Annotated in this window: 16 protein-coding genes and 1 tRNA gene; 11 read left to right on the top strand and 6 right to left on the bottom strand. The window is 62.9% G+C overall.

The genetic code is table 11. The features are described 5' to 3' along the window. Positions 1–58: 58 nt before the first annotated feature. Complete coding sequence (locus K2L43_RS04435) at positions 59–1,375, top strand: hemolysin family protein (RefSeq protein WP_220638584.1); 1,317 nt, start codon at positions 59–61, stop codon at positions 1,373–1,375. A gap of 84 nt (positions 1,376–1,459) precedes the next feature. Here the strand turns inward: K2L43_RS04435 and K2L43_RS04430 are convergent, their stop codons facing one another. Both K2L43_RS04430 and K2L43_RS04425 read right to left on the bottom strand, forming a co-directional pair. Further along, positions 1,460–2,140, bottom strand: a complete 681-nt coding sequence (locus tag K2L43_RS04430) for a lytic transglycosylase domain-containing protein (RefSeq protein ID WP_041835899.1) — start codon at positions 2,138–2,140, stop codon at positions 1,460–1,462. After that, entirely contained in the window at positions 2,137–3,882 is a 1,746-nt protein-coding gene (locus K2L43_RS04425) for a proline--tRNA ligase (protein ID WP_011804290.1), read from the bottom strand. Before K2L43_RS04425 ends, K2L43_RS04430 begins: the two co-directional genes overlap by 4 nt. Positions 3,883–3,972: 90 nt before the next feature. Here K2L43_RS04425 and K2L43_RS04420 point away from each other — a divergent pair, with 90 nt between their 5' ends. Beyond that, positions 3,973–4,662, top strand: a complete 690-nt coding sequence (locus K2L43_RS04420) for an RNA pyrophosphohydrolase (RefSeq protein WP_220638583.1) — start codon at positions 3,973–3,975, stop codon at positions 4,660–4,662. A 46-nt stretch (positions 4,663–4,708) separates the two neighbouring features. Here the strand turns inward: K2L43_RS04420 and proB are convergent, their stop codons facing one another. From proB to rplU, 4 genes are all read right to left on the bottom strand, one after another. Then, a complete protein-coding gene (gene proB / locus K2L43_RS04415; RefSeq protein ID WP_220638582.1) occupies positions 4,709–5,851 on the bottom strand; it encodes a glutamate 5-kinase in 1,143 nt (380 codons plus the stop codon). 73 nt (positions 5,852–5,924) lie between these two features. Then, complete coding sequence (gene cgtA, locus K2L43_RS04410; protein ID WP_220638581.1) at positions 5,925–6,998, bottom strand: Obg family GTPase CgtA; 1,074 nt, start codon at positions 6,996–6,998, stop codon at positions 5,925–5,927. 146 nt (positions 6,999–7,144) lie between these two features. Further along, positions 7,145–7,402, bottom strand: a complete 258-nt coding sequence (gene rpmA / locus K2L43_RS04405; protein WP_011804286.1) for a 50S ribosomal protein L27 — start codon at positions 7,400–7,402, stop codon at positions 7,145–7,147. Positions 7,403–7,419: 17 nt separating this feature from the next. After that, on the bottom strand, positions 7,420–7,731 hold the full coding sequence (rplU, locus tag K2L43_RS04400; protein WP_011804285.1) for a 50S ribosomal protein L21: 312 nt from the start codon (positions 7,729–7,731) through the stop codon (positions 7,420–7,422). A 172-nt stretch (positions 7,732–7,903) separates the two neighbouring features. Here rplU and K2L43_RS04395 point away from each other — a divergent pair, with 172 nt between their 5' ends. The 9 genes from K2L43_RS04395 (at position 7,904) to K2L43_RS04355 (ending at position 22,648) form a co-directional block, all read left to right on the top strand. Next, positions 7,904–8,887, top strand: a complete 984-nt coding sequence (locus tag K2L43_RS04395) for a polyprenyl synthetase family protein (protein ID WP_011804284.1) — start codon at positions 7,904–7,906, stop codon at positions 8,885–8,887. A gap of 25 nt (positions 8,888–8,912) precedes the next feature. Continuing rightward, a tRNA-Pro gene (locus K2L43_RS04390) sits at positions 8,913–8,989 on the top strand. Between the two features lie 226 nt (positions 8,990–9,215). Further along, positions 9,216–9,554 (top strand): hypothetical protein, encoded by a 339-nt coding sequence (locus tag K2L43_RS04385; RefSeq protein ID WP_011804283.1) that lies wholly within the window; start codon positions 9,216–9,218, stop codon positions 9,552–9,554. Positions 9,555–9,962: 408 nt separating this feature from the next. Next, entirely contained in the window at positions 9,963–10,871 is a 909-nt protein-coding gene (locus K2L43_RS04380; RefSeq protein WP_011804282.1) for a replication protein RepA, read from the top strand. After that, positions 10,868–11,917 (top strand): integrase, encoded by a 1,050-nt coding sequence (locus K2L43_RS04375; RefSeq protein WP_196995926.1) that lies wholly within the window; start codon positions 10,868–10,870, stop codon positions 11,915–11,917. Before K2L43_RS04380 ends, K2L43_RS04375 begins: the two co-directional genes overlap by 4 nt. A gap of 131 nt (positions 11,918–12,048) precedes the next feature. After that, positions 12,049–13,089, top strand: coding sequence for a Fic family protein (locus K2L43_RS04370; RefSeq protein ID WP_011804278.1), 1,041 nt, complete (start codon positions 12,049–12,051; stop codon positions 13,087–13,089). 14 nt (positions 13,090–13,103) lie between these two features. Continuing rightward, positions 13,104–18,401 (top strand): DEAD/DEAH box helicase, encoded by a 5,298-nt coding sequence (locus tag K2L43_RS04365; protein ID WP_220638580.1) that lies wholly within the window; start codon positions 13,104–13,106, stop codon positions 18,399–18,401. Between the two features lie 21 nt (positions 18,402–18,422). Next, positions 18,423–21,215 carry a helicase-related protein gene (locus tag K2L43_RS04360; RefSeq protein ID WP_196995928.1) on the top strand — a complete coding sequence of 931 codons (2,793 nt, stop codon included), beginning with the start codon at positions 18,423–18,425 and terminating at the stop codon, positions 21,213–21,215. After that, entirely contained in the window at positions 21,215–22,648 is a 1,434-nt protein-coding gene (locus K2L43_RS04355; protein ID WP_220638579.1) for an ATP-binding protein, read from the top strand. The genes K2L43_RS04360 and K2L43_RS04355 overlap by 1 nt, the downstream gene beginning before the upstream one ends.

Raw genomic sequence — 22,648 nt, 5'->3', positions numbered from 1 at the left:
CCTGCGTGCTTGGCACACCCCGCTGCACGACAGGCGCGCGGCATTGCATCCTCGCTCCATGCCTTTGTCCGAAAGCCTGATCGTCATCACCGCCCTCATCGGGGCCAGTGCCTTCTTCTCGCTGGCCGAGATTTCCCTTGCGGCATCGCGCCGCCTGCGGCTGCGCCAGCTGGCCGACGAGGGAGACCACCGCGCCGACCGCGTGCTGCGGCTGCAGGAAAACCCGGGCGACTATTTCACCGCCGTACAGATCGGCCAGAACGCCGTGGCCGTGCTGGGCGGCATCGTGGGCGAAGGCACCTTGAGCCCGCACTTCTCCGGCTTCTTCGGTATGTGGCTGGGCGCCTCGCATGCGCAGACGGCGGGTTTCCTGCTGTCATTCACCGTCATCACGTCGCTGTTCATCCTGTTTGCCGACCTGTTCCCCAAACGCATGGGCATGGCGGAGCCCGAGCGCCTGGCGCTGCGCGTGGTGGCGCCCATGCAGGCCACCATGGCGCTGTTGCGGCCCGTGGTATGGCTGTACAGCCGCTGCGCGGACCTGCTGTTCCGCGTGCTGGGCATGAACGCGCTGCGCGACGACCGCGTCACCTCCGATGACATCCTGGCCATGATGGAAGCCGGCGCGCGCGCCGGCGTGCTGGCCGCGCGCGAGCAGCAGGTGATCGAGAACGTGTTCGAGCTGGACACGCGCAGCGTGGCGAGCAGCATGTCGCCGCGCGACCGCGTGGCTTATTTCCTGCGCGACGATCCCGACACGGTGATCCGCGCACGCATTGCGGCCGAGCCGTTTTCCACCTACCCCGTGTGCGAAGGCGACATCGACCACGTGGTCGGCTACGTGGACGCCAAGGACCTGTTCCAGCGCGTGCTGAACAACCAGCCCATCTCGCTGGCCGACGAAGGCCTGGTACGCAAGGTGCTCATCGTGCCGGACCGGCTGTCGCTGGCCGAAGTGCTGGAGCAGTTCCGCCAGGTGCATGAGGACTTCGCCGTCATCGTCAACGAATACAGCCTGGTCGTGGGCGTGGTCACACTCAACGATGTGATGAGCACGGTGATGGGTGACCTGGTGGGCCCGGCGGATGAGGAGCAGATCGTGCGCCGCGACGAGAATTCCTGGCTCATCGACGGCACCACGCCCGTGTCCGACGTGCTGCACGCCCTGGGCCTGGACGAGCTGCCGCACGCCGATGAGTACGAGACCCTGGCGGGCTTTCTGATGGTGATGCTGCGCCGGGTGCCGCGCCGCACCGACAGCGTGGCCTTCGGGGGCTACAAGTTCGAAGTGCTGGACGTGGACAGCTATCGCATCGACCAGGTGATGGTGTCAAGGCTGGAAGGCGCGTCCAAACCAGTGCTGCCCGTTGAATAAGGGGCGGTGCTGCTGACAAGGGCAGCACCTGCCGGCGTGTGTGGCCATCCGCAAGACGGGTATGGCCCGCTGGCCGACGGCAGATCAGGCGTCCGAAGTACGCTCCTGGAAGAACCAGTTGCGCTGCGCTGCGAACACGGCGCTCGGATACGGCGCCTTGCCCCGGCTGCCGTTGTAGCGGCCCAGCGCCATGTACAGGTCGCCCCGCTCGCGGTCGAGGTAGTGGCGCAGGATCACGCAGCCAAAGCGCAGGTTGGTCTGCATGTGGAACAGCTTGCCCGGGTCGCCGTCACCGATCACGCGGGTCCAGAATGGCATCACCTGCATATAGCCGCGCGCGCCCACTGGAGAGACGGCGAACTTGCGGAACGCGCTCTCCACCTGGATCAGGCCCATGACCAGCGACACATCCAGCCCCGAGCGCTTGGACTCGTACCACACCGTCTGCAGGAAGTCGCGGCGCACTTCCCATTCGGGCTTGCGCCGGCGCAGGCGGTCGCTCATGGTGCCAAGCCAGCGCAGATACAGCAGGCGGGCCTCGGTGGAGGCAAACAGCGGCTCGGGCGGTGCCAGGTCTGCCACGGCGGAGCTGAGCGCGGTGCGCACGGAATCGATCAACGGCTCCTCCAGCTGGCTCCCCGCATGCGCAGGTGCAGCCACGCCCAGCCATGCAGCCGGCCCCGCCGCCAGCGAAGCCAGGCAGGCGCGGCGCGACAGCCGGCCCTGCCGTTCGTCGCTCATTGGACCACCTCCCGCCGCGTTCATGCTGCCAGCCGTTCCTTCACATGCGCCAGGATGTCCGCCACGCCCACTTTGGTGGCAGATGCATCGCGGCGGTGCTGGTATTCGACCTGCCCTTCCTTGAGGCTCTTGTCGCCAATGGTCACGCGATGGGGCACGCCGATCAATTCCCAATCGGCAAACATGGCGCCCGGGCGCTCGCCGCGGTCGTCCAGGATCACGTCCACACCGGCGGCTAGCAGGTCGGCGTACAGCGACTCGGCCTGTGCCTTGACGGCTTCGCTGCGGTCCATGCCCACGGGGCAGATGACCACGGTGAACGGGGCGATGGCGTCGGGCCAGATGATGCCGCGCTCGTCATGGTTCTGCTCAATGGCCGCTGCCGGCAGGCGCGTGACGCCAATGCCGTAGCAGCCCATCTCGAAGAAGGCGGGCTTGCCGTCTTCGCCGAGGAAGGTGGCATTCATGGCTTTGGAATACTTGGTGCCGAGGTAGAACACGTGGCCGACTTCGATGCCGCGCTCGATGGCAAGTTCCCCCTGGCCGTCCGGCGACAGGTCGCCAGCCACCACATTGCGCAGGTCGGCCACCATGTCGGGCTCCGGCAGGTCGCGGCCCCAGTTCACGCCGGTGATGTGGTGACCTTCCTGGTTGGCTCCGCAGATCCAGTCGGCCATCACGGCCACGTCGCGGTCCACCACCAGCTTCACCGGCTTCTGCAGGTTCAGCGGGCCCAGGTAGCCCGGCTTGCAGCCAAAGTGGTCCGCGATCTCGGCCACGGTGGCAAAGCGGAAACCCGCGTCCAGGCCCGGCACCTTGGCCACCTTGATCTCGTTCATGTCGTGGTCGCCGCGCAGCAGCAGCAGCCAGACCTGGCTGCGGATGATCTCGCCCGCCGCATCGGTTTCGTCCGTGGCCAGCACCAGCGATTTCACCGTAGTGCTCAGCGGCACGCTCAGCAGTTCGGCCACGTCCGCGCAGGTGCTCTTGCCAGGCGTGGGTGTCACCGTCAGCGGCTGCTTGGCCGCGGGACGCGCGCCCGCGGGGGCCAGCGCTTCGGCCTTTTCCATGTTGGCCGCGTAATCGCTGGCGGGGCAGTAGACGATCGCGTCCTCACCCGTGGCGGCGATCACCTGGAACTCTTCGCTCAAGTCGCCACCGATGGCGCCCGAATCCGCCGCCACGGCGCGGTAGCGCAGGCCAAAGCGGTCGAAGATGCGGCGATAGGCCTGCGCCATCACCTGGTAGCTCGCCTTGGCGCCGGCCTGGTCCCGGTCGAAGCTGTAGGCGTCCTTCATGATGAATTCGCGCCCGCGCATCAGTCCGAAGCGCGGGCGGCGTTCATCGCGGAACTTGGTCTGGATCTGGTAGAGGTTCTTGGGCAGCTGCTTGTAGCTGCGCAGTTCCTGGCGTGCGATGTCAGTGACCACTTCCTCGCTGGTGGGCTGGATCACGAAGTCACGCCCATGGCGGTCGTGGATACGCAGCAACTCGGGGCCCATCTTGTCGAAGCGCCCGGTCTCCTGCCACAGCTCGGCGGGCTGCACCACGGGCATGGTGCATTCCACGGCACCTGCGCGGTTCATCTCCTCGCGCACGATGGCTTCCACCTTGCGGATCACGCGCAGGCCCATGGGCATGTAGTTGTAAATCCCGGCACCCAACTTCTTGATGAGGCCTGCGCGCATCATGAGTTGGTGACTGACAACCTCGGCGTCGGCAGGCGCCTCTTTCAAGGTGGAAATGAAAAATTGGGAAGCTTTCATCGAACGGGCTTGACAACTGGGGCGGGTGCGCTTGCCGCACGCGAGGTAGCGTGCATAATGACCGCAGTTTTAAAAATTTGGGGTTAGATTATGCTCGACCGGGACGGATTCCGCCCAAATGTCGGCATCATCCTGCTCAACCAGAGAAACCAGGTATTCTGGGGCAAGCGCATACGCACCCATAGCTGGCAGTTCCCTCAAGGCGGCATCGACCGCGGAGAAACCCCCGAGCAGGCCATGTTCAGGGAACTGCACGAAGAGGTAGGACTGCTGCCGCCCCAGGTGCGTGTGATTGCCCGTACCCGGGACTGGTTGCGCTACGAGGTGCCAGACCGGTTCATCCGCCGCGATGCACGCGGACACTACAAGGGTCAGAAACAGATCTGGTACCTGCTGCAATTGCTGGGGCACGACTGGGACCTGAACCTGCGCGCCACCAACCATCCAGAGTTCGATGCCTGGCGCTGGAACGACTACTGGGTTCCGCTGGACGTGGTGGTCGAGTTCAAGCGAGGCGTATATGAGATGGCGCTGACTGAACTGGCGCGTTTTCTGCCGCGCCACGAACAGCGCAACCGCTATTTGCGCAGCGGCATGCGTACGCGCGAGCACGAGAGCAGCGGCCAAGCCTCGCTGCCTCGTACCAGTTCACTGTTGGTCAAGCCCGGGATGGAACTGCCTCCGGGCGCTAGCTTCGACCCTGACCCGCAAAACAGCGTGCCAGCGCCGTTGGAGGCGCTGCCTACCCTGCCCGCCCCCAAGAAACCACTGGACGCCTAGCGTGTGTAAGAAGGCACGCGTCCGCAAGACGCACCCTTCTTAAGCGTCATCGCGCGCCGAGCACCACCATGTTGTCGCGGTGAACCATCTCCGGTTCGGCCGCGTACCCCAGCAGGCGCTCAAACTCTGCGGAAGGCTTGCGGCACAGCAGGCGCGCCTCGGCGCTCGCATAGTTGGCGAGACCGCGGGCGATCTCTGTGCCGCCGGCGTCGCGCACCGCGATCACATCGCCGCGCACGAAGTCGCCCTCCACCGCCACCATGCCGATCGGCAGCAGGCTCTTGCCCTCTTCGCGCAGCTTGGCCGCCGCGCCGGCATCCACCGTCACGGAGCCGCGCAGTTGCAGGTGGTCCACCATCCACTGCTTGCGCGCCTGGTTCTTCTGCGTCTGCGCCACGAGCAACGTGCCGATCGATTCGCCCCGGGCCAGCCGCAGCAGCACGTCCGGCTCCCGCCCCCATGCGATGACGGTGGAAGCACCCGAGCCCGCCGCACGTTTGGCCGCGAGGATCTTGGTGATCATCCCGCCCTTGCCGATGCTGGAGCCCGCGCCGCCGGCCATTGCCTCCAGCGCCGCATCGCCAGCCTGTGCCTCGTGGACGAACTGCGCCTGCGGGTCGCGCCGCGGATCGGCGGTGTACAGCCCCTTCTGGTCGGTCAGGATCACCAGCGCGTCGGCTTCGACGAGGTTGGCGACGAGGGCCCCCAGAGTGTCGTTGTCACCGAACTTGATCTCGTCGGTGACTACGGTGTCGTTCTCATTGATCACCGGCACCACGCCCAGGCGCAGCAGCGTCAGCAGGGTGGAGCGGGCATTCAGGTAACGCTCGCGGTCCGCCAAGTCGGCATGGGTCAGCAGCACCTGCGCACTGCCCATGGATTGCTCGCGCAGCTTGGTCTCGTACATCTGCGCCAGCCCCATCTGTCCCACGGCGGCAGCGGCCTGCAGTTCGTGGATCTCGCCGGGGCGGCTGCTCCAGCCCAGGCGCTTCATGCCTTCGGCGATCGCTCCGCTGGAGACCATGATAACCTCGCGCGGCTCGCCCCCCTGCCCCCGCACCAGCGCTGCCAGTTGCCGGCACCACTCCCCAATGGCCACCTCGTCCAGCCCCCGTCCCTCATTCGTGACGAGACTGGACCCTACCTTGACCACGATGCGACGCGCGTCGCGCAATACACTGGACACCATTTTTATAAGAAATTAGGCCCTAGCGCTTGTCAGGTAAGCGCCAACAGCTATAAATTAAATAGCAATCCTCGCATCACCCACGCGGTGGCTCACCTGCGAAGCGCGGGTCCACCTCAGCCGGCGCATTCTGCGCCAGCTGCTGGGCGTGCACATGCTGGAAAATGGACTGCACCAGGGGCTCGCAGCCTTCGCGCGTCAGCGCGGAGATTTCGAACACGGGGCCCTTCCATTTGAAGCGCTTCACGAAATCCTTCACCCGCGCAGCGCGCTCTTCGGATGGCACCATGTCCAGCTTGTTGAGGACCAGCCAGCGGGGCTTTTCATACAGTCCGGCATCGTATTTCTTCAGTTCGCCCACGATGGCCTTGGCCTGGGCCACCGGGTCCACCGCTTCGTCGAAGGGTGCCAGGTCCACCACGTGCAGCAGCAGCCGCGTGCGCTGCAGGTGGCGCAGGAACTGGTGGCCCAGGCCCGCGCCCTCGGATGCGCCCTCGATCAGGCCGGGGATGTCGGCCACCACGAAGCTCTGCTCCGGCCCCACGCGCACCACGCCCAGGTTGGGGTGCAGCGTGGTGAACGGATAGTCGGCGATTTTCGGGCGCGCGTTGGAGACCGCGGCGATGAAGGTGGATTTGCCGGCATTGGGCATGCCCAGCAGCCCCACGTCCGCCAGCACCTTGAGCTCCAGCTTCAGGCTCTTGCGCTCCCCGGGCCAGCCCGGCGTCTTCTGGCGCGGCGCGCGGTTGATGGCGCTCTTGAAGCGCAGGTTGCCGAAGCCGCCGTCCCCGCCCTTGGCGATCGTGACCACCTCGCCCGGCGTGAGCAGCTCGTACAGCAGCTCGCCGGTATCCGCGTCGCTGATGATGGTGCCCACGGGCATCTTGAGCGTGATGTCGGCGCCTGCCGCGCCGAACATGTCGGAGCCCATGCCGTGCTCGCCACGCTTGGCCTCGTGCCGGCGTGAATAGCGGAAGTCGACCAGGGTGTTGAGATTGGGGTCGGCCACGGCGAACACGTGGCCGCCACGCCCGCCGTCGCCGCCGTTGGGCCCCCCGAACTCCTTGTACTTCTCGTGCCTGAACGAGACACAGCCGTTGCCGCCGTCACCTGCGGCAACGTCGATAAAGGCTTCGTCGACGAACTTCATGGGTATCCAGTTTACAAAAAGCGCACCTGGGCGCTGGAGGGTGCGCAAAAGGGTGCCATCACGCATGCGCGCGGCTGCGCCAGGCGCTGAAAACAACAAAGCCCCGACGGGTCGGGGCTTTGTTGTCGCTTCAGCGGCGAAGGGCCTTAAGCAGGCGTCACGCTGACCGTATGCTTGGACAACGCGCCCTTCGTGCCGAAGGAAACATGGCCATCCACCAGGGCGAACAGCGTGTGGTCCTTGCCCACGCCGACGTTCACGCCGGGGTGGATGCGCGTGCCGCGCTGGCGCACGATGATGGAGCCGGCGCTGATCAGCTCACCACCGTAAGCCTTCACGCCCAGCATCTTGGGCTTGGAATCGCGCCCGTTTCGCGTAGAGCCGCCGCCTTTTTTCTGTGCCATGAGATCAGCTCCCTGATTTAAGCGGCGATCGCCTGGATCTGCAGCTCGGTGAACTGCTGGCGATGGCCTTGACGTTTCTGATAGTGCTTGCGACGGCGCAGCTTGAAGATGCGCACCTTGTCGTGCTTGCCGTGGGCCACGACCGTAGCCTTCACCGTTGCGCCGGACACCAGGGGCGTGCCGACCTTGAGTTCAGCGCCGTTGCCGACTGCCAGAACCTGGTCGATCACGATCTCCTGGCCTACTTCCGCAGCAATCTGTTCTACCTTGATTTTTTCGCCAGCGGCAACGCGATACTGCTTGCCGCCGGTTTTTATGACCGCGTACATGTAAACCTCGAATCTGAAATTGGAGTTCTGCGGACGGATTTCCACAGAACCGAAGATTCTATCACAAGCACCCGAAACCGATCCAGGCAACGCGACACAGCGCCCCAGGGGTCCCCAGGCCCCCTGGGGCGCTTCCTATAATTGCCGCTTCACTTCACCACCACCGATCACCTTGGCCGCCAACTCCCCCAGCACCGCCGCCACCCTCGCCCTGATTGCCGACGACATGCGGGAGGTGGACAAGGTCATTGCAGCGCGGCTGCAATCGTCCGTCCCGCTTGTGGGCAGCGTGGCCCAGTACATCATCTCGGCGGGCGGCAAGCGCCTGCGCCCGGCGCTGCTGCTGCTGACCTGCGGCGCGCTCGAATACAAGGGGGAGCAGCGATTCAACCTCGCGGCGGTAGTGGAATTCATCCACACGGCCACCCTGCTGCACGACGACGTGGTGGACGAATCCACCCTGCGCCGCGGCCGGCCCACCGCCAACGAGACCTTCGGCAACCCGGCGAGCGTGCTGGTGGGCGACTTCCTGCACACACGCTCCTTCCAGATGATGGTGGAGGCAGGCAGCATGCGCATCCTGCAAGTGCTGGCCGACGCGACCAACGTGATCGCCGAGGGGGAAGTCCAACAGCTCATGAACACCCATGACGCGTCCCTGGACGAGGCCGGATACCTCCACGTCATCCGCTCCAAGACCGCCAAGCTGTTCGAGGCCAGCGCCCGGCTCGCCGCCATCCTGGCCGGCAGCACGCCCGACATCGAACAGGCCTGCGCCGACTACGGCCAGGCGCTGGGCACGGCCTTCCAGGTCATCGACGACGTGCTGGACTACGACGGCGACGCGCAGGAGATGGGCAAGAACCTCGGCGACGATCTGCGCGAGGGCAAGGTCACGCTCCCCCTCATCATCGCCATGCAGCGCGGCAGCCAGGCGCAGCGCGAGTTGCTGCGCAACGTCATCGAAACAGGCAGCGCCGACGAACTCCAGCCCGTCATCGCCATCATCCGCGAGACAGGCGCCCTGACCGCCACCCGCGACGCGGCCGCCGCTCAGGCCCGGCTGGCGATGGATGCCGCCGCCAAGCTTCCCGCCAATCCATACACCAAAGGTTTGCTACAATTAGCGGCTCAGCTACTTGAACGCCGGACTTGAATTCCGGGCGGTTCGGGGACGCGATCGGGGTGTAGCTTAGCCTGGTAGAGCGCTACGTTCGGGACGTAGAGGCCGGAGGTTCGAATCCTCTCACCCCGACCAGGAAACCACAGAAAAAGCCCATGTGAATCAATCACTTGGGCTTTTTGCTTTGAATCGTCATTCATGCCGATTGAGAGTAAATTTGTCCCATCGTTGTCCCAAATTTGTCCCAATGCTCTCCATGCTTGCGACACCGACGGGCGTTCTCGACGTGAAAGATACTTGACGACCACGCGGGTGTGCCCTTACCGTACTGTCATTCATAGTCATTGACAGCAGCATCTACGTGAAGCTCTACCGCAAGCAGCCTCCCGCGATCGAGATCGCCGCATTTTGGGTGATTGCGGTGTCCTGTGCGGTTGGTCTGCTGGGCCATTGCGCTGTTTTTTCGGCCGAGCATATTCAAGCGCTATCTTGGCTCGGCCCAATCGCTGGCAAGTTGATGATGCTTGCATTGGTCTGCGCGCTGCTAATCTTGGCAGGGGCGCCTTTCTATGCGTTTCCTTGGCTCACGCTACGAATTGTCTTGCAGGGTGAGCGGCATCTCCCGTCGCCGCCTTCGCACAATCTGATCGATTTCAAGCCGAGCACCGACACGCCTCCTCCTCGGCCTCACCTTCACTGACCCCAGGTGCCGCGCGCATAGCGCGTGGCGTTCGGCGGCCACGCCGCTGACGACCAGTGAAGAGTGATAAATGTTCGAAGCATCTCATGCAGCTGCAGAAGGCCAGCTGCCCAAAATACTTTTCGTCGAGCAGCTGTCAGCGCTGCTCGGAAAGACAACAAACACGATCCGTACATGCGCGACCAATCGCAAGTACGCTCATTTGATCCCAAGGCCATTCAAGTTGCCGCACAGCCGACGGCTCTGCTGGTACGAGCATGAAGTTTTGGAATGGATTGAGTCCAATCGTCCAGCACTCCCCCCTCCAACCAAAAGGTCACGAGGGCGGCCAACCAAGATTGAGCAACTTTCGCGAGCGCGCTGGGAGCAGCGAAACGCACCGATCCGAAATCGTGCAGGGGGTCAAAAGTGAAGGCCCACACATCGCACGACAAACTGCTTGCGAGCAGCGAACTGATCCGTGCCACCCCACCCGTTGGCGATGACCTAGCCTTCCACTATTCGCTGTTGTGCTCGCTTGGATTTCCTCGACGCCACGTCCCAAGTCGCGAATTTCTGCGACAAGCCGGGGAAGGATGGCTGCACGTGCAGGCAGGAGTCCTTGACGTAGGCGATGGCCCGGTTCTACAGCCTGTACCTTACGGAAGCATGCCGCGTCTTGCGCTCATCTGGATTTCTACTATCGCTAGACGCTCCAACTCCCGCGAAATATTCCTCGGCCGTAGCGCAGCTGAATTTTTGGGAATGCTCGGCTTCGACCAGCAAGGGCGCCGGTACTGCACACTGCGACAGCAGCTGCACGCGCTGGCTGCTTGCAGGATACAGCTGGGCTTTCGTGGACGCACAATCAACGAATCGGTGATCAAACGCATCGATGCTTGGCTCCCGTCTGCCCACAACCAACGCGCGACATGGCCGGGCACTCTCGTGCTCGAAACCGAGTTCTTTGACGAGCTTGTGCAGCATTCAGTCCCCTTGGATGCGCGCGCATTGCACGTCCTGCGCGGATCAGCGTTGGCGATTGATGTGTATGCCTGGTTGGCACATCGTCTTTACCGGCTCAACCATCGGCCACTGTGGCTGCCGTGGCATACGCTCAAAGACCAGTTCGGTCACGAATACGTCGGTAAGCATGGCCTCGGGGACTTCTGCACCAGCTTCAAGACTGCCCTGGACAAGGTGTTGATGGTTTATCCCACTGCAAGGGCCTGCATTCAACGCGGTGGCATCGAACTGCGCCAGTCACCACCACCCGTCCCCACCAGGACCTGGCTGCCGATGAAAGCTACTTCACCAATCACAAAGGAAGCGGCATGAACGATCTGCTCAAAAAACTGCAGGAATTGGAAAAACGCTGCCGAGCGATCCTGGATGCCATGTTCTCACGAGATGCGCGGGAGCCCCGAAGTGCCTCGCCCAAAACCGAGATGGAGTATGAGCGACAAGCTCAGCAGCTCCTTCGGCGTGCCCGACACGTCGAAGGCGGCCTGTTCTATGTGGTTCAGTCAACAACTAGTGTTGCGACATTTCGAAAGCGCCTGGCGGCTCTACAGCATTTCCTTTGCACGCAGCAGCAACAGCTGACGCAGCAGTTGAATGCGCCGGTGGTAAAAGCGGCAGAAATCTTGCACATAAGGCTGCTTTTGCAACTGAAGAACCTGCAAACGCTGCAACGCTTGCGACAGGAAGGCATGACAGGCCAACGCGCCAAACGTCGCAGCAAACGCCAGGCCCTGGCTGGACTGCCGACCAACTGGCGCACCACCCTGTGCAAGCAAGCAGCAGGCGGTCGGTATCTGTTTCCCCTCATCCTGCTGAGCTTGACGGGATGCCGTCCGAGTGAGCTGGTGAATGGCATTCACGTTTGGCGTACCAAGGAGGCAGCCAGTGGCAGATCGCTGATCCATTTCAGCATTGCGGGAGCAAAAGTCAAAGCCTCGCAGGGCCAGCCGGTTCGGACAATCACCTACGACGCGAAAGACCCTCACCCCTTCATCGTTGTCGTCAACGGACTGCTGGATGCTCAGCCAGAGCCACAGGTTTTCGCTCAGATCAGCAGCGCTGTCAATTTGACTGTGGAGATACGCCGTCTGGCCCGTAGTCTGTGGCCCAAACACAAGCAGCCGATTACGGCCTACTGCTTCCGCCACCAATTTGCCGCAGACATGAAGGCCAATGGTGACGACGAGGCTACAAGCCGCAGCTTGGGACACATCAGCGCCGAAACCCGGCGTGCGTACGGCACTGCTGGTCAAGCCAGCAAAGGAGAGCGCGTTCGTCCTGCGCGCATTGACTCACAGCGCCCAGTGAAACCACGTCGTCGAGGGCCATGCACAAAGCGGCGTGGCGACCTGGCACCGTAAGACCTGACTACCCGCCTGGGCGGCGCGTCGCGCCGCAGACGAAGGATCGTCGCTTATCGGGGTAATTTCCACGAAAATTCCCTCGATTTTCGGTACTATTACCTCAATTCATCGTATCCAAATGCTTCTGCATGCACTCGCTCTCGCCCGAATACATCGCCAAGCTGCGCTTCAATGCACGGCAACTGGCGATGCTGCGCACCCTGGGTGAGCAGCGAGGCAGGCAACCGCTCCATATAGCTCAGTTGCCCGAGGTCTTGAATGACGTGCGTCGCGTGGCCATCGCCGACTCCATCGAATCGTCCACCCGACTCAATGGTGTCACTGTGGCCGGGCACCGACTCAAGTCCCTCGCACTGGAAAAGGTGACGCCGCAGAATCGTGCAGAGCAAGAAATAGCGGGCTATCGCGATGCCCTGAAATTGATATGTGACGGCGGTGATCGGATGCCTCTTTCAGAGAGTATCGTCCTCCAACTCCATGCCACTTTGCACCGCTACATGCGACAGCCAGGCGGGCAGTGGAGGACTGCCGACAGCGACATCATCGAGGGCCTCTCCGGCTACAGTTTTCACCCGGTCGCTGCACACCTCACGCCCGTGACAATGGAAAGCTTGGTAGCACGCTACCGTACGGCGCTCGATCAGCAACTGGCCGACCCGTTGGTACTGGTCCCACTGGTCATCTTCGACTTCCTCTGTATCCATCCATTCCCGGACAACAACTGCCGCATGGCCAGGCTACTGAGCTTGCAGTTGCTTTGCCACTTCGACTATGCCGTGGGCCGCTTCATCAGCCTGGAACGCATTTTCGAGAACTCTAAAGAGGACTACTGCACAGCGGTAGGGGCCAGTTTGCAAGGCTGGCATGAGGGTATCCACAACATTACCCCCTGGTTCGATTACTTCTGGGGAACATTAGCGCGCGCCTACGAGGAATTCGAGGATCGGATAGGCACTATCGAACGAGGGCGCGGCGCCAAAGGCGACCGAGTGCGCACAGAGATCCTGAAACACCGATTGCCTTTTTCCATCTCGGAGATCGAGAAGGCTTGTCCCGGCGTAAGCCGCGACATGGTGCGTTTGACTTTGCGCACCATGAAAGCCGAGGGACTGATAGAGCCGACAGGCAAAGGCAGAAATGCCAAGTGGCAGCACACGCAGAACAGGTAAGAAAGGGTTGCACCGTGGATGACGTTTTTCAGTTTCGCAATCAATTAGTCGAGCGCTACAGCAACTTCTCACGCAGCTTTGTCCGCATTGCCGCTCCCGACATTCAACGAGAAGTCGAGAGCCAGTACCAAGATGGCCGCTACTGGCCAGAGCCTCTCGTACAGATCAACCCCAACTACCAACGCAAAGGCACGGTGCAAACGCTGGCAACCGAGGGCGTGCTTCATCCCGTTTGCGCCGACGTATTCCAGGCTGGCAAGCCGGAGGGAAACCCGCAACCCCTGCACCTCTATGCCCATCAGTTGCAGGCACTCGCCAAAGGCCAGTCAGGGCAAAGCTATGTCGTGACCACCGGGACCGGCTCCGGCAAATCGCTGTCATTCTTCATTCCGATCATCGACCGAATCATCAAGGCCAAGGCAGAAGGCGGTAAACAACGCACCCGAGCCATCGTCATCTACCCGATGAACGCCTTGGCCAACAGCCAGCTGGAAGAGCTGGACAAATTCCTGCACGGCTATGCCCCCGATCAGCGGCCCTTCACCGTCGCCCGCTACACCGGGCAAGAAAGCAACCCTGAGCGCGATGCCATAGCCGACAACCCGCCGGACATTCTGCTCACCAACTTCATGATGCTGGAGTACATACTCACCCGCTTTGACGATGTGGATCGCAAGGTGGTGGACCATTGCGAAGGGCTGGAGTTTCTGGTGCTCGACGAGCTCCACACCTACCGAGGCCGCCAGGGGGCGGATGTGGCCTTGCTCGTACGCCGCCTGCGTGAGCGGCTCAAGGCCGACAAGCTGGTGTGCATTGGCACCTCAGCCACCATGTCCAGCGCAGGCACCGAGGCGGATCGCAATCGCACCGTCGCAGAAGTTGCCTCCAAACTCTTTGGCGCATGCATCAGCGAGCATGACGTGATTGGGGAGACCCTTGAGCGCGTCACCGACCCGCTCAAGGACGTTTCAGCCATCGCAGCCGAACTGCCTGCCGCCATCGCACGAGAAACCCACCAATGGCCTGACTTCCAAACCTTCCAGCGCGACCCTCTGGCCATCTGGGTGGAACTCAACCTGGGCATCGAGCTACCCGACGACGAACCACCGCGCCGCGCCAAGCCAAAAACCATCCAGACCGCCAGCGAAGATTTGGCACGAGATGCCCAATGCTCTGTCTCTCAGGCCCGCATGGCCCTGCAGCGTTTTCTGGTGGCCGCGCATGACGTTCGCACACCCCAAGGTCGTCCGCCTTTCGCCTTCAAGCTACACCAGTTCATCAGCGGCCCCGGCAAGGTGCTCACCACGCTGGAGCCGACGGGCCAGCGCCACATCACCCTGGATGCGCAGCGCTTTGCCCCAGGGCGTCAGGCCGAGGGCGTGCACCTCTACCCCGCCCACTTTTGCCGAGACTGTGGGCAGGAGTACCTGCCAATTTGGCAGTCTGGGCAGCATCCCACCATCTACTTGCCGCGAGAAATCGACGACGTCAGTGCCGACGACAGTGAGGATGCCAGCTACGGTTTTCTGTGCCCAGTCAACCCAAAGCAGCCATACACCGGGCAGCTTGAAGACCTGCCTGAGACTTGGCTGGATCTGAGTCGCAATGAGCCCAAGATCAAACCCGCTTACAAAAAGGCGATCCCTTACCATGTGGCCGTTGATCCCCAGGGGCACGAAGGTGCCGGAGAAGCCTTCTGGTTTATCCCCGGCAAATTCCGCTTTTGCTTGAGTTGCGGCACGGTGCATGAGGCACACGGCAAAGACGCCAACCGTCTGTCCAGCCTCTCTGGAGAGGGTCGATCATCGGCCACAACGATGATCGCGCTCAGTGCCCTGCAGCAGCTCTTTGCACTACCCAATCCCGCACATGGCCAACCCGATCCCCGCAAGTTGCTGGGTTTCACGGATAACAGACAGGATGCCGCCCTGCAAGCCGGTCACTTCAACGACTTCATTTTTCTACTCACTCTGCGTGCGGGCCTCATCGGCGCATTGCAGGACAACTCTGGCGTACTCGATGAAGAACAATTGGCCGAAGCCGTTTTCAAGGCGCTAGGCTTTGGCCAAGTCGATCAGGGCACGCTGGTCGAATACCTCCGATCACCCAAGCTCATGGGACCGGCACGACAGCAGGCGCAGCGCACACTACGCTTCATCATCGCCTATCGATTGCTGCGCGACCTGCGCCGTGGCTGGCGCTACAACAACCCGAATCTTGACCAGTTGGGGCTGTTGTCCATTCGCTATCGTGGCCTGGACGAATTCTGCGCAGACACTGGTGCATTCGCAAAAAACAAAGTGCTTGCCAAGCTCAAACCGGCTGACCGTGCCCGCTTGTGCAACCTGCTTTTTGACCACCTGCGCAGCCACCTGTGCCTCGAAACCCGTTATCTCGATCCCGTCGAGCACGACAAAGCCCGTACCAGCGGCCACACCTACCTCACCGAACGCTGGGCATTTGCTCCTGATGAAAAACTGGAAACGGGCCGCTATCTCATCCTTGGCAAGCGCCCTGAATACAAAGGTAAACCGCGTGCTGACTTGGTCACCGGAGGCCCTCGCTCACGCCTTCTGCGCCTCGTCAAAACATCCAGCCTTTGGCAAGACTCGGTCTTCGCCACCGAAACCAAACACTGGAAAGATACCGAGTGGGTAGAACTGGTCCAAGACTTGCTGCACGCTGCGAGTAACTGCTATGTGCAAAAGTACGCCATCGATACGGACCTCGCCGGCTGGCGCCTCAACGCCGCCGCATTGGATTGGTGCCTGACGGCAGAACAGCCCCAGGACGAAAACAGCCGGATCAACACGTTCTTCCGTGAGCTCTACCTCAGCATCGCTGACCTGCTGCGCTTGCCATCGCACCCCCTGTTCGAGTTCGAAGCACAGGAACATACCGCGCAAGTGGATGCGCCGCGCAGACAACTACTGGAACAGCGCTTTCGCTACACCGACAAAGACCGCAACGACTGGGCACAAAACCCAGCACACGAAGCACCGCTGGAGCGCCTGCCCGTAATGTTCTGCTCGCCCACCATGGAACTGGGCGTGGACATTTCCGCGCTCAACACCGTGTACCTGCGCAACATGCCGCCCACCCCCGCCAACTACGCGCAGCGCAGCGGGCGTGCCGGGCGCTCAGGCCAGCAAGCCCTGGTGGTGACCTATTGCGCGGCACTCAGCCCGCACGACCAATGGTTCTTCCACCACGCCAACGACATGGTGCATGGCGTGGTGCGTGCGCCGACCCTGGACTTGGCCAATCGCGACCTCGTGGAAAGCCACCTGCAGGCGGTCTGGCTGGCCAGCACCCAGATGAAGTTGGACCCCAGCATTGCCCCCATGCTCGATCTCGATCAGGAAGGCAAACCACTGAAGCCGGCGTACCTGGACGCCTTCACGACTCCCGACGTGCGGGCCCGTGCACTGTCCAGCGCCCACGGCGTGATTGAACAACTACAGGCAGAACTCAACGACAGCCACTGGTATACACCCGAGTACGTGCAACAGGTCATTGACCGCGCTCCCCAGCAATTCTCGGGAGCCCTGGAGCGCTGGCGCGTGCTATTTGACGCGACCCGCCAACAAATGGACATGGCCGACCACATCGTCAAAAGCCATACCGCCTCGCACGCCGAGCGCCAAAACGCCCAACGCCGCTATGGCGATGCTGCGCGCCAATATGCGGTGCTGCTTAAGTCAGGCAATGGCCAGAACACCGACTTCTACACCTACCGCTACCTCGCCAGCCAGGGTTTCCTGCCCGGCTACAACTTCCCCCGCCTGCCCCTCATGGCCTGGATTCCCGCGCGCGGCGGGCAAACCACCAGTGGCAAGGACGACGAAGGCAGCATGGTCAGCCGCCCGCGCTTTTTGGCACTGTCCGAATTCGGACCACGCAGCCTCATCTACCACCAGGGCCGCATGTACCGCGTGGTGCGCGCCAAGCTCAACGTCGGCAATGCCGACCACATCTCAGGCAACAGCCAGCTCTCCACCATCACATCCCTGGTCTGCAGCCAATGCGGCTACGGCCACCTGGGAGAGCCGGGTGGCAGCCAACCCTTGGTCAACCGTTGCGAAAACTGCGACGCCCTGCTGACCGAAACCGACTGGGTGCGCGATCTCTATCGCATCGAAACCGTGGAAACCGTGCCGGTCGAGCGCATCTCCATCAACGACGAAGAGCGCCAGCGCCAAGGCTTCGAGCTGCAAACCACCTACCGCTTCCTGCCCGGGCCCGATGGACAGATTCAAAAACAGAAAGCCGATGTGCTGCAGGCAGAGCAGATCCTCGCCGAACTCACCTACGCGCCCGCCGCACGCATCTGGCGCATCAACCGGGGTTGGCGCCGCCGCAAAGACAAGGAACAACTGGGCTTCTACATCAACCCCATCACCGGCACCTGGAGCAAGCAGGACGCCCCCGATGCGAGCGACGACACAAGCAACGACGACGCACTCTTGGACAAAGTGCCCAACCAGCGCATCGTGCCCTTCGTGGAAGACCATCGCAATTTGTTGATCCTTGCCCCGGTGCATGCACTCCCGCTGGAGGCCATGGCCACGCTACAAGCCGCCCTCAAGCGCGGCATCGAGATGTCCTTCCAGATCGAAGAGTCCGAGCTGGTGGCCGAGCCCTTGCCCAAGCAGGCGGAGCGCCGCGCATTGCTGTTCTACGAAGCCGCCGAAGGCGGTGCGGGCGTACTCACCCGCCTGGCCAATGACCCCGCCAGCCTTGCTCAAGTGGCCAGCAACGCCCTGCAACTCATCCATTACCGCCCCCCTGCCGACGGCACCTGGCGACTGGAAGACTTGCCCTCCCAAGAAGCCACCGACGCCCTGGGCAACCACATTTGCGAAGCAGGCTGCTACCAATGCCTGCTGTCGTATTTCAACCAGCCAGACCACGAACACATCAACCGCCGCAACCCCGAGGCGCTCGCTCTGTTGGTGGCACTGGCCAACGCCCAGGTGAAGCCCCGCCTCCTTGAAGATGGTGAGCAGGCGGCCGCCAATGGCACCCAGGCAGCCATAGCTGGCGACTCACTGGAATCACGCTGGTTAGCAGCCCTGAACCAGGCGGGCCTCGCCCCACCCGATGCACTGAATCTTCCCGTCAACCAGGGCACAGCCACCGCCGCAGCCCAGTACAAGGCAGCCCGCGCACTGGTTTTTCTCACTCCGGTCGATGCAGGTATCACAGCAACCTTGCAGGACAAAGGCTGGCAGGTGCTGGACTTTTCCGAGCCCGAGCATTGGGCCGCGCGCTTTGCTGAACACCATGCCGTGTTTGGCGCCACCTGCTGACGTACCTCCATCACGCATTCCATGACCACACTTGCCCACGACTTCCTGCCTGGCAACCTGGTTCGCGCCCGAGGCCGCGAATGGGTTGTGCAGACCGAATCGCGCCGCGACTGGCTGCGCCTGCGGCCCCTCGGAGGTGTGGAGGACGAGACCATCGCCCTCATACCAGAACTCGAACTGCTGCCCGTAGAGCACGCTACCTTCGAAGCACCCGATCCCGCACGCGCCGGCAACCATGCCGCCGCCCTCCTGCTGCGCGATGCCCTGCGCCTGACCCTGCGCGCCGGTGCGGGCCCCTTCCGTTCATTCGGCAACATCGCCGTAGAGCCGCGCGGCTACCAGTTGGTGCCTCTGCTGATGGCGCTGCGCCTGTCCACCGTGCGCCTTCTGATCGCCGACGACGTGGGCATTGGCAAAACCATCGAGGCCGGCCTCATTGCCCGTGAATTGATGGACCGAGGCGAAGTCACCCGCCTGGCCGTGCTTTGCCCGCCGCACCTGGTGGAGCAATGGCAATCCGAGTTGGAAGAACGCTTCAACCTGCACGCCGTGGCCCTCACCGCCGCCTCGGCCGCGCGGGTGGAGCGCGAACTGCCCCACGGCGTACCCCTGTTCGACCACCACCCCGTCGTGGTGGTGAGCCTGGACTACATCAAGAGCGAGCGTCACCGCGAGCAATTCATCGCCACCGCGCCCGAATGCATCATCGTGGACGAAGCCCACACCTGCGCCAGCAGCGGCGCGGGCAAGCAACTGCGCTTCGAGCTGTTGCAACGCTTGGCCAGCAACGCGCACCGCCACCTCATCCTGCTCACCGCCACGCCCCACTCGGGCGATGAAGCAGCGTTCTACAACCTGCTGTCCCTGCTGGACACACGCTTTGCGGCCCTGCAAGGCCGCATGTCCGCCAGCGACTCGCTACGCCAGGAACTGGCCCGCCACTTCGTACAGCGCCGCCGCAAGGACATTGCCGAATGGCAGGCCGAAACAGAAGACGGTCGCGGCTTCGCCCGGCGCATGAAAACCGAGCTGACCTACCAACTCAGCGGCGACTGGGGCAACTTCTTCGACGCCGTGCAGGACTACTGCCGCGAACTCGCAGAAACCGCCGAACGCCAAGGCACCGCAGGCGGCACCAGCCTGATGTGGTACGCCACCCTGGCCCTGCTGCGCTGCGTGGCCTCGTCCCCGGCGGCGGCCGTCAAGGCACTCACCACCCGACTGGAAGGCAGCGAGACCGCAGAAGACCTGTTGACCGACGAACGCCTGCACGATGGTGAAGCCGACGACCTCTCCAGCAGCGACCTGGAACCCCCCGCACAGGTACAAGACGCATCCCGCCTGCAAGCGCTGATTGCCTCGGCCCAACGCCTCTCGGGCCAGAAGGGCGACCCCAAGCTCACCGCACTCATCCAGCACGTAGACCAGTTGCTCAAGGACGGATACCACCCCGTCGTGTTCTGCCGCTACATCGCCACGGCGCACTACGTGGCCGAACACCTCAAAACCGCATTTCCTCAGGCCACCATCGACGCCATCACCGGCGAGCTCACACCCGAAGAGCGCCGCGAGCGAGTCGAAGACATGGCCGAAGCCGACAGCCGCATCCTGGTGGCCACCGATTGCCTTTCTGAAGGCATCAACCTCCAGCACCTTTTCACCGCCGTCGTCCACTACGACCTGGCCTGGAACCCCACGCGCCACGAACAGCGCGAAGGCCGGGTGGATCGCTTCGGCCAGCAGGCCCCCGAGGTGCGCTGCACCATGCTCTACGGCCAGGACAACCCCATCGACGGCTTCGTGCTCAAAGTCATCCTGCGCAAGGGCGAGGCTATCCAGAAAGAGCTGGGCGTGATGGTGCCCCTGCCCGAAGACGACGCCCGCATCAACCAGGCCCTGGTCAAGGCCGCATTGATGCGCCGCGAACACCGGGCTCAAGCCCCCATGCGGCAAGAATCCTTCGACTTTGGCGAACCCGAGCGCCTGCTCGCCCCCCTGCAGGCTCAATGGCAAGACGCCCTCGAAAAAGCCAAAGCCAACCGCACCGTCTTCGCGCAGCGCCGCATCCGCCCCAACGAAGTACTGCCCGAATGGCACAAACAGCAGCAGGCCCTGGGCACCCTGGCAGACGTGCAGCGCTTTCTGCAAAGCGCCTGCGTGCGCCTGGGCGCGCCGCTGGAGGGCACACGCCGCCCCCACCAGATGCGCCTGCTGCCCCAGCACATGCCCGAAGCCTTGCGCCTGCGCCTGTCCGACGAAGGGCTGGCCGCGCCTCAACTGATTGACTGGAGCGAACTGCACCGCAGCCACCCCCTCGTCGGCCTCTTCGCTCAGCACCTGCTGGAAGACGCCCTGGGCGCGGCGCACCCCCTGGCTGCCCGCTGCGCCGCCACACTCACCAACGACGTGGACGTGGCCACCACGCTGTACCTACTGCGTCTGCGCCACCAGCTCAGCTACGTGCGCCGGCGCGAGCCCTTCCAGATGATGGCCGAGGAAACCGTGGCCCTGGCCGTGCGCGGCCGCACCCAGCCCGAATGGCTGGTGAATGACCAGGCCACCCGCCTGCTCGAATGCACGCCCAGCGGCAACCTGCCCCCGGACGCCGTGCAGCGCGAAGTACGCCAGGCCATCGCCTTCCTGGCCGCGCACCCCGAGCAATTGCAGGCACTGGCCCAACGGCGCGCCGACAACTTGCTGGCCGACCACCATCGCGTGCGCGAGGCCGCGCGCGACGTGGGCCAATACAGCGTCAGCCCCTGCCTGCCTGTGGACGTGATGGGCGTGTACGTGCTGCTGCCGGATGCGTTGTGATGAACGCCCCCAGCGCCATGGAAACCGAAACCAGGGAGTTCAAAAAATCCCTGGCGGAACTCAAACAGGGCCTGGTCTCGCTGGCCGCCATGCTCAACAAGCACGGCCAGGCCGAGCTGTGGTTCGGCATCGCGCCCAATGGCAAGGCCGTGGGCCTGGACGTGAACGAGAAAACCCTGCGCGACGTCTCTCAAGCCATTGCCGCGCACATCGAACCGGCCATCTACCCGCACATCAGCCGCCAGGTGGTGGACGGCAAGCCCTGCCTGAAAGTCGAGACCGAAGGCTGGCAGTCACCGTATTTCGCTTACGGACGCGCTTACATCCGCGTGGCCGATGAAGACAAGAAACTCAGCGCCAGCGAACTCCAAAGCCTCATCCTGGAACGCAACCGCGACGCGCTGCGCTGGGAAAACGAACCCAGCGGCCTGACGCTGGAACAACTGGCACCCGAAAAAATCAGCCACTTCCTCACCTTGGCCAACCTGCCAGAAAGCGCCCCAGCCAGCGCCCTGGAAAAACTCGATCTGTTACGCCAAGGCACACCCGTCAACGCAGCCAAGCTGTTCTTTGCCCGCGCCCCCGTCCAATTGCGCTGCGCCGTATTTGCCACCCACACCAGCTCCACCATCATCGATCGTCATGATTTCGACGGCGACATCCTCGAACTGATCGAGGAGGCCGAGAAGTACATCCTGAAAAACATCCACATCGGCATGAGGCTGGAAGGCTTGCGCCGCGTGGACGTACCCGAAATCTCCCTCAAGGCCATCCGCGAATCGCTGGTCAATGCCTTCTGCCACCGCGACTGGCGCGACCCGGATTTCGTGCAGGTCGCCGTGTTCAAGGATCGGCTGGAAATCCGCAGCCCTGGCAGCCTCTACGGCAACCTGACCTTTGACGAAATACGCCAGGGCAACGTCTCCCGCCGCCGCAACCCGAAAATCGCCGAACTGCTGCGCCGCATTCATCTGGTGGAAGCCTGGGGCCGGGGGGTGCCGCTGATTCTGGAAAACGCACCGGATGCCAGCTTCATCGAAATCGGCGGCCTGTTCATCACCCGCTTCAAGCGACCATCGGCGCTGGAGGCCGTGGCGCAAGCCGACGCAAAGAAGACTCACCCAAACACTGGGACAGAAACACCGGCCACCACCCCAAAGACTGGCCTAAAGACTGGACCAAAAACCAGCCCAAAGACTGGCCTGGAACACTCGGACAACGCCAAAGAAACACCAAGAAAACACCAGCAAACCCTGCTTCAACTCCTGCGGCAGCGCCCTACGGCCAGCGTGCCTGAGCTGATGCAGACCACTGGTCTGAGCACCAACGGCGTCAAGTACCACCTGAACCAGCTCAAGCGCACCGGCAAGCTGCGCCGCCATGGCCCCACCAAGGGCGGCCATTGGGAAGTCATCGACGAGGCCACCGAATAA

It is taken from the genome of Diaphorobacter sp. MNS-0, assembly GCF_019602835.1.
Classification (GTDB): domain Bacteria; phylum Pseudomonadota; class Gammaproteobacteria; order Burkholderiales; family Burkholderiaceae_C; genus Diaphorobacter; species Diaphorobacter nitroreducens.
The sequence above is the reverse complement of the archived record's forward strand: the minus strand, read 5'-3'. Positions and strand labels throughout refer to the sequence as shown.